Origin of the sequence: Rhodococcus sp. IEGM 1307, assembly GCF_030056915.1 — a bacterium.
Classification (GTDB): domain Bacteria; phylum Actinomycetota; class Actinomycetes; order Mycobacteriales; family Mycobacteriaceae; genus Rhodococcus_F; species Rhodococcus_F opacus_D.
Genome location: NZ_JASHKW010000041.1, coordinates 22,364 through 38,117, shown reverse-complemented (window position 1 = coordinate 38,117; position 15,754 = coordinate 22,364). Strand labels below are relative to the sequence as shown.

Annotated in this window: 13 protein-coding genes and 1 pseudogene; 9 read left to right on the top strand and 5 right to left on the bottom strand. The window is 67.5% G+C overall.

All coding sequences use genetic code 11. From position 1 onward, the window contains the following. Window positions 1–314: pseudogene (locus QM841_RS41795) on the top strand (lipoyl synthase); the annotation flags it as partial. Between the two features lie 73 nt (window positions 315–387). Then, the gene (locus tag QM841_RS41790; RefSeq protein WP_005247752.1) at window positions 388–1,146 is read left to right on the top strand and encodes a DUF4191 domain-containing protein; all 759 of its coding nucleotides are present in this window, start codon (window positions 388–390) and stop codon (window positions 1,144–1,146) included. 65 nt (window positions 1,147–1,211) lie between these two features. Here the strand turns inward: QM841_RS41790 and QM841_RS41785 are convergent, their stop codons facing one another. After that, window positions 1,212–1,688 carry an RDD family protein gene (locus tag QM841_RS41785; protein ID WP_280784820.1) on the bottom strand — a complete coding sequence of 159 codons (477 nt, stop codon included), beginning with the start codon at window positions 1,686–1,688 and terminating at the stop codon, window positions 1,212–1,214. A gap of 211 nt (window positions 1,689–1,899) precedes the next feature. On the opposite strand from QM841_RS41785, the gene glnA (QM841_RS41780) reads away from it, so the two are divergent. Next, the gene (gene glnA / locus QM841_RS41780) at window positions 1,900–3,336 is read left to right on the top strand and encodes a type I glutamate--ammonia ligase (protein ID WP_005247755.1); all 1,437 of its coding nucleotides are present in this window, start codon (window positions 1,900–1,902) and stop codon (window positions 3,334–3,336) included. 114 nt (window positions 3,337–3,450) lie between these two features. Here glnA (QM841_RS41780) and QM841_RS41775 read toward each other — a convergent pair whose 3' ends face one another. Next, complete coding sequence (locus QM841_RS41775) at window positions 3,451–4,137, bottom strand: DNA alkylation repair protein (RefSeq protein ID WP_283336606.1); 687 nt, start codon at window positions 4,135–4,137, stop codon at window positions 3,451–3,453. A 232-nt stretch (window positions 4,138–4,369) separates the two neighbouring features. Between QM841_RS41775 and QM841_RS41770 the strand changes: the two genes are divergently transcribed. The 6 genes from QM841_RS41770 to QM841_RS41745 all read left to right on the top strand — a co-directional run bounded on the left by QM841_RS41770 (window position 4,370) and on the right by QM841_RS41745 (window position 10,329). After that, window positions 4,370–5,623, top strand: coding sequence for a multidrug effflux MFS transporter (locus QM841_RS41770; RefSeq protein ID WP_283336605.1), 1,254 nt, complete (start codon window positions 4,370–4,372; stop codon window positions 5,621–5,623). 6 nt (window positions 5,624–5,629) lie between these two features. After that, the gene (locus QM841_RS41765) at window positions 5,630–6,610 is read left to right on the top strand and encodes a putative antibiotic biosynthesis monooxygenase (protein ID WP_283336604.1); all 981 of its coding nucleotides are present in this window, start codon (window positions 5,630–5,632) and stop codon (window positions 6,608–6,610) included. 96 nt (window positions 6,611–6,706) lie between these two features. Beyond that, window positions 6,707–7,357 carry an ABC transporter permease gene (locus tag QM841_RS41760; protein ID WP_105422827.1) on the top strand — a complete coding sequence of 217 codons (651 nt, stop codon included), beginning with the start codon at window positions 6,707–6,709 and terminating at the stop codon, window positions 7,355–7,357. Beyond that, window positions 7,350–8,576: an ABC transporter ATP-binding protein gene (locus QM841_RS41755; protein ID WP_280784824.1), complete on the top strand. Its 1,227-nt coding sequence runs from the start codon at window positions 7,350–7,352 to the stop codon at window positions 8,574–8,576. The genes QM841_RS41760 and QM841_RS41755 overlap by 8 nt, the downstream gene beginning before the upstream one ends. Continuing rightward, window positions 8,573–9,346 carry an ABC transporter permease gene (locus QM841_RS41750; protein ID WP_005247766.1) on the top strand — a complete coding sequence of 258 codons (774 nt, stop codon included), beginning with the start codon at window positions 8,573–8,575 and terminating at the stop codon, window positions 9,344–9,346. The genes QM841_RS41755 and QM841_RS41750 overlap by 4 nt, the downstream gene beginning before the upstream one ends. After that, the gene (locus tag QM841_RS41745) at window positions 9,346–10,329 is read left to right on the top strand and encodes a glycine betaine ABC transporter substrate-binding protein (RefSeq protein WP_283336603.1); all 984 of its coding nucleotides are present in this window, start codon (window positions 9,346–9,348) and stop codon (window positions 10,327–10,329) included. The genes QM841_RS41750 and QM841_RS41745 overlap by 1 nt, the downstream gene beginning before the upstream one ends. A gap of 3 nt (window positions 10,330–10,332) precedes the next feature. On the opposite strand, the gene QM841_RS41740 is transcribed toward QM841_RS41745, so the two are convergent. From QM841_RS41740 to glnA (QM841_RS41730), 3 genes are read right to left on the bottom strand one after another with little or no spacing between them, the layout of a single operon-like run. Beyond that, window positions 10,333–11,298, bottom strand: a complete 966-nt coding sequence (locus QM841_RS41740) for an endonuclease/exonuclease/phosphatase family protein (RefSeq protein WP_283336602.1) — start codon at window positions 11,296–11,298, stop codon at window positions 10,333–10,335. Next, entirely contained in the window at window positions 11,295–14,309 is a 3,015-nt protein-coding gene (locus QM841_RS41735) for a bifunctional [glutamine synthetase] adenylyltransferase/[glutamine synthetase]-adenylyl-L-tyrosine phosphorylase (RefSeq protein WP_283336601.1), read from the bottom strand. Before QM841_RS41735 ends, QM841_RS41740 begins: the two co-directional genes overlap by 4 nt. Before the next feature lie 8 nt (window positions 14,310–14,317). Beyond that, window positions 14,318–15,658 (bottom strand): type I glutamate--ammonia ligase, encoded by a 1,341-nt coding sequence (glnA, locus tag QM841_RS41730; RefSeq protein ID WP_005247775.1) that lies wholly within the window; start codon window positions 15,656–15,658, stop codon window positions 14,318–14,320. Window positions 15,659–15,754: the final 96 nt, after the last annotated feature.

Here is a 15,754-nt window from a genome sequence, read left to right as displayed (position 1 = left end):
TGCACGACCTGCACGACGCCGGCTGCGACATCATCACCATCACCCAGTACCTGCGCCCGTCCCCCCGCCACCACCCCGTCGAGCGGTGGGTCAAGCCCGAAGAGTTCGTCGAGCACTCCAAGACCGCCGAGGAAATCGGGTTCGCCGGCGTCATGGCCGGACCCCTCGTCCGCTCCTCCTACCGCGCCGGCCGGCTCTACGCGCAGGCGATGGCCCACCACGGCCGCGAATTGCCTGCAGGACAGGCACATCTCACCGAAAGCGGCGATGCGTCGCAGGAGGCGAGTTCCCTCATGGCGCGGCTCGCCCGCTGACCTCCCCGCGTGCGCGGTGGTCGACACCGGACGGGTCATCACCGCGCACGGCCAGGGACGTATCCTGAAGAGCATGGCGAACGGCAGTAAATCCGGTAAAGCGGGCAAACCCAGTAAAGAAGCAAAGGCAGCCGCCAAGGCAGCCCGCAGGCAGGCGTCGAAGGAACGCAGAACTCAGCTCTGGCAGGCGTTCCAGATGCAGCGCAAGGAAGACAAGCTGCTGTTGCCGCTCATGCTCGGCACGCTCATCGGACTCGCGGTGGTGTTCTTCCTCGTCGGTCTGATCTGGGGCCTCCAGTGGTTCCTTCTCCCGATCGGTCTCCTCCTCGGCGTGCTCGGAGCGTTCATCATCTTCGGCCGGCGCGTCCAGAAGACGGTGTACGGCAAGGCCGAGGGCCAGGCAGGCGCGGCCGCCTGGGCGCTCGACAACATGCAGGGCTCCTGGCGCGTGACCAGTGCGGTCGCGGGCACCACGCAGCTCGACGCCGTTCACCGCGTGATCGGGCGACCCGGCGTCATCCTCGTCGCCGAGGGATCGCCGCAACGCGTGAAGTCGCTCCTGGCCCAGGAGAAGAAGAAGACGGCGCGCCTCGTCGGCGACACCCCGATCTACGACATCGTCATCGGCAACGACGAGGGACAGGTCCCGCTGTCGCAGCTGCAGAAGCATCTGAACAAGCTCCCGAAGAACATCGACACCAAGCGGATGGACGCCATCGAGTCGCGGCTCGCCGCGCTCAGCAGCCGCGGTGGCGGCGCCGCACTGCCCAAGGGTCCGATGCCCGGCGGCGCGAAGATGCGTGGCGTGCAGCGCACCATCCGTCGTCGCTAGAAGCCTGTCGCCCCACTACTCCGCCCGATGTCGATCCGACATCGGGCGGAAGACGTTCCAAGGGGTCAGCGCGTGCGAATCAGGGCGGTGCCGGTGGCCCGGTCCTGCATGCCACGACCGTCGATGTCCGTGATGGTCCCGGGCACGACGAACACGAGCAGCGCCTGACGCACCAGGGCCCGGACGAAACCGACACGGGCGGGTCCGTCCACCCGCGCCACCTGCATGCCGAGGAACAGCTGCCCCGGCGTGAAGGAGAACAGCGACACCGTGGCGACACCGACGACGAACCAGACGAGCAGAGTGAAGGTCGAGAACGGACCCTCGAAGAAGTTGTCGCCGATGATCAGTGCCGCGACACCCGCCGACGACACCCAGTCGATCATCAGCGCGGCGAGACGGCGTCCCGTGCTCGCGAGCGAACCGGGACCTTCCGCCTGCAACCCGAGGCGCTCGCCCCGGAAGGACTGCGTCGTCTCGTCCGCGCCGTCCGGCAGTGCGGCCGAAGGTCCGGAAAGCCAGGAACCGGTGATACGTGCCATGCTGTCCAGGATAGGCGTCGCGTCTCCGAGGACCTCACACCGGAGGTTTGGGCTGTGTGCGCAGTCACAGCCGGTGTAAAAGCCCAGGAAGATTCGACGCGTAACACGGGCGAAACAAAAGGTTGACCAGCGGGCAACACCAAGTCCTTACCGTCTGGCTCGACGAATTCGCCAATATCCACTTGGCTGAAGCGACTTAAGGAGCACAAGCGTGGCGTTCACCACGGCCGAAGAGGTCATCAAGTTCATCAAGGACGAGAACGTCGAATATGTCGACATCCGGTTCAGCGACCTGCCGGGCGTGCAGCAGCACTTCTCGATCCCGGCGTCCGCGTTCAACCAGGACGTCTTCGAGGACGGCCTCGCGTTCGACGGTTCGTCCGTCCGCGGCTTCCAGTCGATCCACGAGTCGGACATGATGCTCCTCCCCGACGTCGCCACCGCCCAGATCGACCCGTTCCGCGCGGCCAAGACGCTGAACATCAACTTCTTCGTGCACGACCCGTTCACGCGTGAGTCCTACAGCCGCGACCCGCGTAACGTCGCGCGCAAGGCCGAGGAATACCTGAAGTCGACCGGCATCGCCGACACCGCCTTCTTCGGCGCCGAGGCCGAGTTCTACATCTTCGACTCGGTCCGCTACGACTCCGGCATCAACGGCGCGTTCTACGAACTCGACTCCATCTCGGGTTCCTGGAACACCGGCAACGACGTGAACGCCGACGGCAGCCCCAACCTGGGCTACAAGGTCCGCCCCAAGGGTGGATACTTCCCCGTCGCTCCGTACGACCACTACGTCGACCTGCGCGACGAGATCTCCACCAACCTGCAGAACGCGGGCTTCGAGCTCGAGCGCGGCCACCACGAGGTGGGCACCGGCGGACAGCAGGAGATCAACTACAAGTTCAACACGCTGCTCGCGGCCGCAGACGACCTGCAGCTGTTCAAGTACATCGTGAAGAACACCGCCTGGCAGCACGGCAAGTCGGCCACCTTCATGCCGAAGCCGCTGTTCGGCGACAACGGCTCGGGCATGCACGTCCACCAGTCGCTGTGGAAGGACGGCAAGCCGCTGTTCCACGACGAGGCCGGCTACGCGGGTCTGTCCGACATGGCGCGTCACTACATCGGCGGCATCCTGCACCACGCACCGTCGCTGCTGGCGTTCACCAACCCGACGATCAACTCGTACCACCGTCTGGTGCCGGGCTACGAAGCCCCCATCAACCTCGTGTACAGCCAGCGCAACCGCTCGGCGGCCGTGCGTATCCCGATCACCGGCAACAACCCGAAGGCCAAGCGCCTCGAGTTCCGCGCCCCCGACTCCTCGGGTAACCCCTACCTGAACTTCGCGGCGCAGATGATGGCCGGCCTGGACGGCATCAAGAACAAGATCGAGCCGCAGGCTCCCGTCGACAAGGACCTCTACGAGCTCCCGCCGGAGGAGGCCCGCAACATCCCGCAGGCTCCCACCAGCCTGTCGGCCGTCATCGATCGCCTCGAGGCCGATCACGACTACCTCACCGAGGGTGGCGTGTTCACGTCCGACCTGATCGAGACGTGGATCTCGCTGAAGCGTGAGCAGGAGATCGCTCCGGTCAACCTGCGTCCGCACCCCTACGAGTTCCAGCTGTACTACGACGTGTGAGTCGATAGCTTCAGTCGAGCCCACCCGCGCCGCGATCACGACACCGATCGCGGCGCGGGTGGGCTCTTCTGCGTCCGGTCACAGGTGGCCGCCGCGGTCGTCGGGTCGAACCTTCTATTCGCCGCCCTGTCGGCGCACCATCTCGGTGATCCAGATGGGCGCGAACGGGGACGTGCATCCCGGAGAGGTCGGGTAGTCCTTCAGCACCTCGAGGCGCTCACCGATGTCGAGTGCGCGGGCGCGGTACCCGGCGTGCTCGATCCCGATCTGGGCCAGGCAGTGGTTCATCGCCCACTGCAGGCGATCCGGGGCGTCTGTCATCTCCGCCTCGATGACGTCGAGCAGTCCCGCGAGGTCGAGGCCCTCGGGCTTCTTCGCCACGCGTTCGGTGGTCAGCGCCCAGCCGGCACTGGCGACCGCGGGATCCGGATCGGCGGACCACGCCAGGCGCAGGTCCTCGGCGTGCGGGTTCTTCTTCACCACGTAGTTCACGAGCCAGTCGTGCACCTTGGGTGCGCGCGCCTCGCGCAGCATGACGTCCAACTCGTCACGCTCGAACGCCTTCGGGCGGCAGATCAGGATCGCCAGCAATCGTGCCGCGGTATCACCCGTCTCCCACAGCCGGTACGCGAGTTCCTGCTGAGTCTTCAGCCTCTTCGCGAGCGCGCGCAGCTTGCCGAGGTTCACCCCGTGATCGTCACCGTGCTTCTCGTTCACCTCGCGTGCCTTCGGGTCCTCGAGCTCGGCCAGCTCGGCCATCACCTCGGCCACCGTGGTCTCCGTCAGCGCCGTCTCGGCCACCTGAGTCTCCTGTCCGTCACATGGGAGATTCAGCCTACGATGGACGCCGGCCCCCGTCGTGTGGTGCGTCGGTCCCCTGCCGACCGGTCCGGAACCTGCCCGGGCGCCGCAGGCCGCGTCGTATGATCCAGGGAACCGACCACACGGACCGTTGCGGACCGTGCGGTCGAAACCTTTCGGGATACTTGCTCCGTTCTCCAGCCCCCTCGGGTCGAGAAGCAGGTGATGCGGGATGTCAGTGCCCACGACGCCGTCCGGTGTGCCGGTTCCGCGCCGTGTCGTGGTCATTCTGCTGCTGGTGATTCCGCTCAGCCAGATCCCGCTCGACATCTACACCCCGGCGTTGCCGCAGATGGTGCTCGATCTGGACGCGTCCGCCGCAGTGGTGCAGAACACGGTGACCGCCTACATGCTGGGCATGAGTCTGGCGTTCATTCCGGTCGGCCTGATCGCGGATGCGGTGGGCCGCAAACGAACTCTGGTGACCTGCCTGGCGATCCTCGTCGTCACCAGCGTGGGATGCGCACTCGTGCAGAACATCACACTCCTGCTCGGTCTGAGATTCGTGCAGGGTATCGGTGGGTGCGCGTGCCTCGTCCTCGCCTACGCGATCGCCGCCGACTGCTATCGCGGCGCCCGGCTCACGTCCGTGTCCGGTCTCCTCGGGGCTGCGTGGGGGCTGGCACCCGTTCTCGCACCCGCCGTGGGCGGGGTACTGGTGCAGTTCATCTCGTGGCGTCTGGTGTTCGGGCTGATCGCGCTTCTCGCGGCGCTCGCCGTTCCCCTCGTCGTCGCGGGACTGCCGGAGACCCTTCCGCCGGAACTGCGGGCACCGGTCGACGTCGGCGCCGCGGCGCGGGTGCTGGGTGCTGCCCTGCGCCACCGCATCTTCGTGGGGTTCGTGCTCGTGTTCGGATTGATGGCGTCCGCTCAGATGGTCTTCGGTGTCGTCGCGCCCTTCCTGTACCAGCAGATCCTGGGCTTCTCCCCTGCCGCGTACGGTGCGGTGGCGCTGGTCGTGGGCGGCGCGAACCTCCTCGGCGAACTCGCCTGCAGTGCGCTGGCTGTTCGGGTCGGCACCCGCCGGCTCGCGTTCGGCGCGTGGTGGGTGTTCGTGTCGGGCGCACTCGTACTCACCGTCACGGCCGGGCTGTCCGTCGTCACCGCACCGGCCATCACGATCGGTGCCTGCCTCGCGCTCGCCGGATGCGGGGTGCTCTGCCCGCAGATGTACGGGCTGGCCCTCGGACTGTTCACGCGCAACCTCGGACTGATCGGCGGTGTCGTCACGGCGGCCTGCTATCTCGTCGTCAGTGCGGCGATGGCCGTCGCCGGAGTGCTGCCGGAGAACAGCCAGGCACCGCTGGGCTGGCTGTACCTGACCCTGGGCGCGGGAGCAGGGATCCTGCTGCTCCTCACCACGTCCACCCGGCGGTCTCAGGGTTCTCCGCCCGCCGCACCCGCACCACGACCAGAACGGAGGTGACCTCACGTGCCGCATTCACACCCGCGCAGCCCTGCCGCGTCCCCGGTGTCGGTGATCTTCCAACGCCGGATCGACGACGCGAGTTACGCCGACTACGCACGGTGGCAGAAACGCGCGGCGGAGACCCTCGGGACAGTTCCGGGTTTCATCGATCAGGACATCGTGCCGCCGTCGCCGCCCGTGCAGGACGACTGGGTGGACGTGCTGCGGTTCGCCAGCATCGAGGACGCCCGCGCGTGGCTCGACAGCGACCTCCGGACGGAACTCGTGGCGGAGATCAAGCACGCCTTCATCGGCAACGAGGACGTCCACCTGCTCACCGGCGAGCAGACCCGGGAGCAGTCGGCGACGTCGGTGGTCATCTCCTGTCACGTCGACCCCGAGGACGAGTCGGCGTTCATGGACTGGCAGCGCAAGATCTCCGCCGCCGAGGCGGGGTTCCGGGGTTTCCGGGGGCACAAGGTCGAGAGACCGGTGCAGGGGATCACCGAGGACTGGACGATCGTGCTGAGCTTCGACACCGAGGACAACCTGGCGGCGTGGATGGATTCACCCGAGCGGGCCGCCCTCTTGAAGGAGGGTGAGAAGTTCAACAAGAATCTCCGAATCCGAAAAGCGAGCTACGGTTTCGACTTCTGGTTCCGCGGCGCGGGCGGCGACGAACCGCCCCCGGTGCCCGTCGCCCGAAGTAATCTCCTGGCCCTGCTGGTGCTGTATCCACTGGTGGTGATCTGGGGCCATTTCGTCAGCGCACCGTTCATCGAGGCGCACGGGGTTCCGATCGCCGTCGCCCTATTCGTCGGGAACCTCGTCACCACCCAGATCCTCGGCTGGTGGGCCGTTCCGGCGGCGTTCAAGGTGTTCGGGTGGTGGATGGACCCGGCGATCTCCCCCCGCCGGCGGAACCTCGGTTACGCCGTGATGATCGCGCTGTTCGGGATGTCGATCGCCGTGTGCACCCTGCTGTTCATGATCCCGACCACGTAACAGAGTTTCCGATTCACCTGCGCGATGTTCGGGTACATAGCACTGTGAAGGACCGAGGTCTGTTTCACATCGGGAGAAAGGTGTTCACGGTTGGACATGCAGCAACTGTGGGACTTCGTCTCCGCCCGGAAGCAGCAACTGCTCACCGACTCCTTCCTGCACGTCAGCGCAGTCGTGCAGTCGGTGGTGATCGCCACGATCGTCGCGGTGGCGATCGGGATCCTCGTGTACCGCAGCCCGGCCGGCTCCGCGATCGCCACCGCACTCGCGAGCACGATCCTCACCATCCCGTCGTTCGCCCTGCTCGGCCTGCTGATCCCGATCCTCGGACTCGGTGTCGCCCCCACCGTCACCGCTCTCGTGCTGTACGCACTGCTGCCGATCATCCGGAACACCATCCTCGGACTCGCCTCCGTCGACCCCGCGATCACCGACGCGGCCCGGGGCGTGGGAATGAGCCGCACGACGGTGCTGAGCAGGATCGAAATCCCGCTCGCCTGGCCGTCGATCTTGACGGGCATGCGGGTGAGCACCCAGATGCTGATGGGCATCCTCGCGATCGCCGCCTACGCCAAGGGTCCCGGGCTCGGCAACCTCATCTTCTCGGGACTGTCCCGCGTCGGCAGCCCGACAGCGATACCGCAGGCCCTCACGGGGACCGTTCTCATCGTGATCCTCGCCCTCGTACTCGACGGCATCCTCGCCGTCATCGGCCGACTCACCACCTCCAGGGGGATCCGTGACTGACCTCGACGCACCGCACACCAACGGAAGCACCGTCTCGGGAGTGGACATCGTCCTCGAAGACGTCGTCAAGAGCTACCCGGGCCAGGAGAAGGCGGCAGTCGACAACGTGTCGATGCGCATCCCCGCCGGCGAGATCGTGGTCCTCGTCGGCCCGTCCGGCTGCGGCAAGACCACCACCATGCGCATGATCAACCGGCTCATCGAACCGACGTCGGGGAAGATCACGATCGGCGGCAAGGACGCCCTGTCCATCGACCCGGACAAGTTGCGGCGCGGCATCGGCTACTCGATTCAGCAGGCCGGACTGTTCCCGCATCTCACGATCGCGAAGAACGTGGGTACGGTCCCCGGTCTGATCGGCTGGGACAAGAAGAAGATCGCCGACCGCACCGACGAGATGCTCGACCTCGTCGGACTCGAACCCGACCTCTACCGCGAGCGCTACCCCCGGCAGTTGTCGGGCGGTCAGCAGCAGCGCGTCGGGGTGGCGCGGGCGCTGGCCGCCGATCCCCCGGTGCTGCTCATGGACGAGCCGTTCGGCGCCGTCGACCCGATCACGCGCGGACTGCTGCAGGACGAATTGATGCGACTGCAGTCCGATCTCGGCAAGACGATAGTCTTCGTGACGCACGATTTCAACGAGGCGGTCAAGCTGGGCGATCGGATCGCGGTGCTGGGCAACCAGTCGCACATCATGCAGTACGACACTCCGGAGGCGATCCTCGCCCATCCCGCCAACGACATGGTGGCCGGGTTCGTCGGCGCGGACGCCTCCCTGAAGCAGCTGACGCTCACCCGGGTGGCAGAGGTCGAACTCCTCGACTGCCCCACCGCGTACGAGGACGGCTCGGTGGACGATCTGCGGGCGGCGATCTCGTCCCGCAGGATCAAGTGGGGCGTCCTCCTGGACGCGCGGGACCGCCCGACCCGCTGGGTGTCGTTGCGGCATCTGGCCAACGCCACGTCGCTGCGCGACATCGGCGACCCGATCGAGGAGGTGGTGTCGACCCAGTCGACGCTGCAGGACGCCCTCGAGGCGCTCCTCGCGGAGAGCAGTGCGTCGACGATCGTCACCGGCCGGCGGGGCGAGTACCGCGGCCTGATCACGATCGACACACTGGTGACGCACCTGTCCGCGATGCGTGAGGAACACGCGCACGACGACGAGGCCAGCGAGCCGCAGCGGGACGGGGCGAGCGAGGGCGGCACACCGTCATGACGGCCGCCGTCGCCACGAAACCCACCGCACCGGCCGCCCGGCGGTCGGAGCGGGCCCGCTTGCTGGTCCAGCCGATCATCGTCGTGATCCTGGTGGCGGGTGTGCTCGCCTGGGCCTTCAACCGCGAACTCACCGCCACGCAGAAGGGCAGCCTCAACGCCGCCAACATCGCGACCCTGACGTGGCAGCACGTGCTGATCACGGTCGCGGTGGTCGCGATCGTCGTCGTCATCGCCGTCCCGCTGGGGATCCTTCTCACGCGGCCCGGGTTCACCAAGCTGGCACCGATCTTCCTCGGAATCGCCAACATCGGACAGGCCGCACCGGCCATCGGACTCCTGGTGCTTCTCTTCCTCGCGACGGGGACCACCGGATTCTGGATCGGGGTGCTCCCCATCGCGTTCTACTCTCTCCTGCCCGTTCTCCGGAACACGATCCTGGGTCTGCAGGAGGTCGATCCCGCCGTCATCGACGCCGGGCGCGGACAGGGCATGACCGCCGGCCTCGTCCTGCGGAAGGTCGAGTTCCCACTCGCCGTCCCGTACATCCTCGCGGGACTGCGCACGTCGCTCGTGCTCGCCGTGGGCACCGCGACACTCAGTTTCCTCGTCAGCGCCGGCGGTCTGGGAATCCTCATCGACACCGGATACAAGTTGCGCGACAACGTGACCCTGGTGGTGGGAGCCGTGCTCGCGGTCGCGCTCGCGCTGCTCGTCGACTGGTGCGGCGCCCTGGCCGAGGAGTTCCTCGGCCCGAAGGGGCTGCGCTGATGAACCACCTCCGGAAGGCGATCGCCGCGACGGCCGTGACACTCTGCGGAGTCCTCGCCGCGTCCTGCGGCCTCGAATCCGGTGGCGCCCTGCCACTGTCGGTGGAACCGGGCAGCATCCAGCCCGTCCCCGAACTCGAGGACGTCAAGATCACCGTCGGTTCCAAAGACTTCACCGAGCAGGTCACCCTCGGGTACATCATCGAGTTCGCGCTCAGTGCCGCCGGCGCGGAGGTGCGCGACCTCACCAACATCCAGGGGTCCAACAGCACCCGGGACGCCCAGCTGGACGGGCAGATCGACGTCACCTACGAGTACACCGGGACCGGGTGGATCAACTACCTCGGCAACGAGATTCCGATCCCCGACCCGACCGCGCAGTTCGAGGCGGTCCGCGACGAGGACCTCGACAGCAACGGCATGGTGTGGGTTGATCCGGCCCCGATGAACAACACGTACGCACTCGCGATGAGCAGGCAGACCGCCGAGGAAACCGGGATCACCACCCTGTCGGAGTACGCAGATCTGGTCAACCGCGACCCCGCCGCTGCGACGACCTGCGTCGAAACCGAATTCAACGTCCGGCAGGACGGGTTCCCGGGTATGGCCGCCAAATACGGCTTCGACCCCGCCCGCGCGAACCGCCAGATCCTCCAGACCGGCATCATCTATCAGGCCACCGCCGACGGAACGCAGTGCAAGTTCGGCGAGGTGTTCACGACGGACGGCCGCATCATCGCGCTCGACCTGGTGCTGCTGGACGACGATCGCCAGTTCTTCCCGAAGTACAACCCGGCGATCACCATGCGCAAGGATTTCGCCGAGGCACATCCGCAGGTCGCGGAGGTGATGGCCCCGATCTCCGCGGCACTGACCAACGAGGAGATCACCGAACTGAACCGGCGGGTCGATGTCGAGGGCGAGGAACCGGCGGACGTGGCCCGGGACTGGCTGGTGCAGAAGGGATTCGTCACGCTGCCGTGACGGTCAGCTGCCGAGGTCGATCTTCGCGATCAGGCCGCGATGATCCGAACCCGTCAGCACCACCGATTCCACGGACTGCGCCTGCGCTCCGCTCGTGACGATGTGATCGATCGCGATCATCGGCGGCAACGGCTGCCGGTCGGCGGGATAGGTGTTCTGGATTCCGGCACCCACCTGGTCGGCGGCATCGCGGTAGCGTCCGGTCACGAGGTTGCGGTACTTCACGTGGTCGCGGGTGGAGTTGAAGTCGCCGCTGACGATCACGGGTCCCGAGTCGGCGGGGACGGCGTCGAGAACGGCTTTGATGCGGTCCATCTCGCGCGACCACAGCGACGGATCCGACGGCCACGGCGGAACCGGATGGAACGCATACAGTGCCGTGCTCGCACCGTCCGGAAGTTCCACCCGGGCCGACAGCGCGGACAGGACGAATTCCGAGTGGTGGACCTTGTCGGTCAGCGGGTACCGGCTCCAGATCCCGGTTCCCTCGCCGCCGCTGCCGGGCATGAGGAACGAGAACGGCAGGGTCGATTCGATTCCCGCGGCCACCAACCGGTCGACGGCCTCCGGTGTCAGTTCGTTGACGGTGAGCACGTCGACGTCGCGGTCCCGGATCTGCCGGACGAGGGAGTCGGCGTCCGCGTTGCCGAGCCAGATGTTGGCCTGCATCACCGTCAGTTCCGGCCCGGACGCCGTCACCGAACTGTTCGCGACGTACAGCGGGCCCTGCGACAGGGTGGCCACCGCGGCCACCGTCAGCGCCACGCCGAAACCGATCCAGTGCCGGGTGATTCCGAGCAACAGCACCCCGACCGCGGCAACGGCCATCAGGTACGGCGCCGCGGACGCCAGCACGAGCAGGCGCTGGTTCTGGACGTCGAGGAATCTCAGCACGACACCGAACACGCCGACGAGCACCGCGAGCCACCCGAGGGCCGTCAGTGCCCGCACCCCCCAGGTGGCGATCACTCCCCGAAGACTCTCTCCACCACAGCCTTGGCCCGTCGGGTCACCCGCAGGTAGTTGTCGAGGAACTCGCCCGCATCGCCGCCACCCCAGCCGGCGATCTGCGCGACCGCGGACAGCACCCGGCCCGAACCGGGCAGCTGATCGGTGGCCTTGCCGCGGACGAGCACGAGGCAGTTGCGCGCCTTCGTCGCGGTGATCCACGCGTCACGGAGCAATTCGACGTCGGACTCGCTGAGCACCTCGGCCGCGCCGATCGCGTCGAGCGTCTCGAGCGTCGACGTGTTGTGCAGCGACTCGATCTCGTGGGCGTGCCGGAGCTGGATCAGCTGCACGGTCCATTCGATGTCGGCGAGGCCGCCGCGCCCGAGCTTGGTGTGTGTCGCGGGGTCGGCGCCGCGCGGCAACCGCTCGGAGTCGACCCGCGCCTTGATGCGCCGGATCTCGCGGACCGCCTGCTCCGACACCCCGCCCTCCGGGTAGCGGGTCTTGTCGATCATGTGCAGGAAGCGCAGCCCCAGATCGGCGTCGCCCGCGACGTGATGCGCGCGCAGCAGCGCCTGGATCTCCCAGGCCTGCGCCCACTGCGCGTAGTAGGCCTCGTAGGACGCCAGGGTGCGCACCATCGGGCCGCTGCGGCCCTCCGGGCGCAGGCCCGTGTCGACCTCGAGCGGCGGATCGGTGCTGGGCGCGCCGAGCAGGGCCCGCACCTTGTCGCCGATGCTGTTGGCCCACTTGACGGCGACAGTCTCGTCGATCCCCTCGCGCGGCTCGCAGACGAACAGCACGTCCGCGTCGGAGCCGTAGCCGAGCTCGCCGCCGCCGAGCCGGCCCATGCCGATCACCGTGAACGTCGCGGGAGCGGGCGTGCCGAGTTCCTTCTCGCTCGCCTTGGTCACCGCCGCCAGGGCGGCATTGAGCACCGCCGCCCACACGGACGACAGCGCCTTGCACACGCCCTGCACGTCGAGCATGCCGAGGATGTCCGCGGAGGCGATACGCGCCAGCTCGTAGCGGCGCAGAGACCGCGCCGCGGCGATCGCGCGGGCCGGGTCGTCGTGGCGTGCCGACGCCGTCAGGATGCCGCGCGCGACGTCCTCCGGCTTCGACTCGAGCAGTCGCGGTCCGGCCGGCGAATCCGCGAACAGGCGCACGACGTCGGGCGCCTTGATCAGCAGGTCGGGAACGTAGGCGGAGGATCCCAGCACCGTCATCAGCCGCTCGGCGACCGACGCCTCGTCACGCAGCAGCCGGAGGAACCAGGTCTGATCGGTCATCGCGTCCGACAGCCGCCGGTACGCGAGCAGACCCGCATCGGGATCCGGTGTGTCGGCGAGCGATTCGAGCAAGGTCGGCAGCAGCAGCGCCTGGATGCGACCCTTACGGGACGCGCCGCTGGTCAGAGCGGTGAGGTGCCCGAGCGCGTTCTCCGGGGCGGTGTAACCCAGCGCCGCCAGCTGGCGGATGGCCGCGTCCGGGCTCAGCCGCAGCGCCTCCTTGTCGATGCGCGCCACCGATTCGAGCAGCGGCCGGTAGAACAGCTTGGCGTGCAGCCGCCGCACGCGGTGCGAGTTGCGCTTGATCTCCGCGTTCAGAACGCCGAGCGCGTCCTTGCTGCCGTCCGGCCGCATGTGCGCCGCCCGGGCCAGCCAGCGCAGCGCCTCCTCGTCGTCGGCGGGTGGAAGGGTGTGTGTGCGCCGCAGCTTCTGCAACTGCAGCCGATGCTCGAGCAACCGCAGGAACTCGTAGGACGCAGCGAGATTCGCGGCGTCGTCGCGACCCACGTAGCCGCGGGCGGCGAGAGCGGTCAGCGCGTCGATGGTGCTCTGGACGTGCAGCGCCTCGTCCGCGCGCCCGTGCACGAGTTGCAGGAGCTGGACGGCGAACTCGACGTCGCGCAGACTTCCGCGTCCCAGTTTCAGTTCACGTTCGCGGAGTTCCGGCGGAACCATCTCCTCGACCCGGCGGCGCATCGCCTGCACCTCGGGAACGAAGTCCTCACGCTCCGACGCGGTCCACACCATCGGGCTGAGGGCGTCGACGTACTGCTGTCCGAGCGCGACGTCGCCGATCATCGGGCGGGCCTTGAGCAGCGCCTGGAACTCCCAGGTCTTGGCCCAGCGCTTGTAGTACGCGACGTGGGATTCGAGGGTGCGGACGAGTTCCCCGCGTTTGCCCTCCGGCCGCAGCGCGGCGTCCACGTCGAAGAAGGCGGAGGAGCCGATGCGCATCATCTCGCCCGCGATCCGGCTGGCGGTGGCGTCGGCGGGTTCGGCGACGAAGACCACGTCCACGTCGCTGACGTAATTGAGTTCGCGGGCACCGCACTTGCCCATGGCGATGACGGCCAGCCGCACGGGACAGGGGGCGTCCGGGCACACGGCTGCGACGGCCACCGCGAGGGCGGCGTTCAGCGCGGCGTCGGCCAGATCGGACAGCTGATGCCCGACCGTCTGGTACGGAAGTACCGGTTCGTTCTCGACAGTCGCCGCGAGGTCGACGGCGGCGAGCAGCATCAGCTCGTCGCGGTACGTCTTGCGCAGCGCCGCGATGGCATCGGGTCCGGTGACCTTCGCCCGGTAGAGGTTGGCGTCCCGGTGAGTGCCTTCCTCGGGTTCGGCCCCGACCGAGGCCATCATCGTGGCGGTCGCCTCGCTCTTCGACGGGAGGCGGACGTCGCCGGCGAGGATCTTCCACGACGCGGGTTCCGCGACCAGATGGTCGCCGAACGCGCTGGATGCACCGAACAGACCGAACAGCCGGCCACGCAGGCCTTTGTCGGTACGGAGCGCCGCATCGAGTTCGGCCCAGTCCTCGCCGAGCCCGTCCTTCAGGCGCACCAGGGTGCGGAGGGCGAGGTCGGCGTTCGCGGCCCGCGACAACGACCAGAGCAGTTCGATGCTGTCTTCACCGACCCAGCCCAGATCGCGGAGTTCGGACGGAGCGGTCGGCTCGACGAGACCCAGACGACCCGGACCGGGAACGGCAGAACGCGCTGCCGGAGGCTTCACCATGCTCTTGCTCACAACCCCAGATACGTCTTGAGTTCGAACGGCGTCACGTGGCTCCGGTACTCCTCCCACTCGCGACGCTTGTTGCGCAGGAAGAAGTCGAACACGTGCTCGCCGAGTGCTTCGGCCACCAACTCCGACTTCTCCATCTCGCGCAGCGCGCCGTCGAGGTTGCCGGGCAGTTCCCGGTAGCCCATGGCGCGGCGCTCGGCCGACGTCAACGCCCACACGTCGTCCTCGGCCTCCGGCGGAAGTTCGTAGCCCTTCTCGATTCCGCGCAGACCCGCGGCGAGGAGCACCGCGAACGTCAGGTACGGGTTGCAGGCCGAATCTGGGCTGCGGATCTCGACGCGACGCGACGACGCCTTGTTCGGCGTGTACATCGGGACGCGGACCAGCGCCGACCGGTTGGAGGGACCCCAGGACGCGGCGGTCGGGGCCTCGCCACCGTGGATCAGCCGCTTGTAGGAGTTCACCCACTGGTTGGTGACGGCGCTGATCTCGTTGGCGTGCTCGAGGATGCCGGCGATGAACGCCTTACCGGTCTCCGACAGCTGCATCGGATCGTCCGGGTTGTGGAAGGCGTTGGTGTCGCCCTCGAACAGGCTCATGTGGGTGTGCATCGCCGAGCCGGCCTGATCGCTGAACGGCTTCGGCATGAACGTGGCGCGCACGCCCTCGGCGATCGCGACCTCCTTGACGACGTAGCGGAACGTCATCACGTTGTCGGCCATCGAGAGGGCGTCCGCGTACCGCAGGTCGATCTCCTGCTGGCCGGGGGCCGCTTCGTGGTGGCTGAACTCGACGGAGATGCCCATCGACTCGAGTGCGTCGATGGCGTGCCGGCGGAAGTTGGGAGCGGAGTCGTGGACTGCCTGGTCGAAGTAGCCGCCGGAGTCGGCGGGCTTCGGCGGCGTGCCGTCGATCGGCCCGTTCTCGAGGAGGAAGAACTCGATCTCGGGGTGCACGTAGCAGCTGAAGCCCAGATCGCTCGCCTTGTTCAGTTGACGGCGCAGCACGTGCCGCGAATCCGCCCAGGAGGGCGAACCGTCGGGCATGGCGATGTCGCAGAACATGCGGGCGGAGTGCTGATGCCCCTTGCTCGAACTCCACGGCAGCACCTGGAACGTGGACGCGTCCGGCTTTGCGACCGTGTCCGCCTCGGACACCCGGGAGAAGCCTTCGATCGCGGATCCGTCGAAGCCGATGCCCTCCTCGAAGGCACCTTCCAGTTCCGCGGGGGCGATCGCCACCGATTTCAGGTATCCGAGAACGTCCGTGAACCACAATCGGACGAACCGAATGTCGCGCTCTTCGAGGGTGCGAAGCACGAATTCCTTTTGGCGATCCATGTCCGCGAGAGTAAGCAAAGTTCGTTAAATCTGTGTTACTTCGTTGATTCGACTCTGCCGGAATCCGCATCGTGCCAGCGTGCGGGCACCTCGGTC

Coding starts and splice junctions, on each gene's coding strand:
- QM841_RS41745 (WP_283336603.1), top strand. CDS start 9,346: ATGAACCACCTCCGGAAGGCGATCGCCGCGACGGCCGTGACACTCTGC.
- QM841_RS41785 (WP_280784820.1), bottom strand. CDS start 1,688: ATGGCACGTATCACCGGTTCCTGGCTTTCCGGACCTTCGGCCGCACTG.
- glnA (WP_005247775.1), bottom strand. CDS start 15,658: ATGGATCGCCAAAAGGAATTCGTGCTTCGCACCCTCGAAGAGCGCGAC.
- QM841_RS41770 (WP_283336605.1), top strand. CDS start 4,370: ATGTCAGTGCCCACGACGCCGTCCGGTGTGCCGGTTCCGCGCCGTGTC.
- QM841_RS41750 (WP_005247766.1), top strand. CDS start 8,573: ATGACGGCCGCCGTCGCCACGAAACCCACCGCACCGGCCGCCCGGCGG.
- QM841_RS41790 (WP_005247752.1), top strand. CDS start 388: ATGGCGAACGGCAGTAAATCCGGTAAAGCGGGCAAACCCAGTAAAGAA.
- QM841_RS41735 (WP_283336601.1), bottom strand. CDS start 14,309: ATGGTGAAGCCTCCGGCAGCGCGTTCTGCCGTTCCCGGTCCGGGTCGT.
- QM841_RS41760 (WP_105422827.1), top strand. CDS start 6,707: ATGCAGCAACTGTGGGACTTCGTCTCCGCCCGGAAGCAGCAACTGCTC.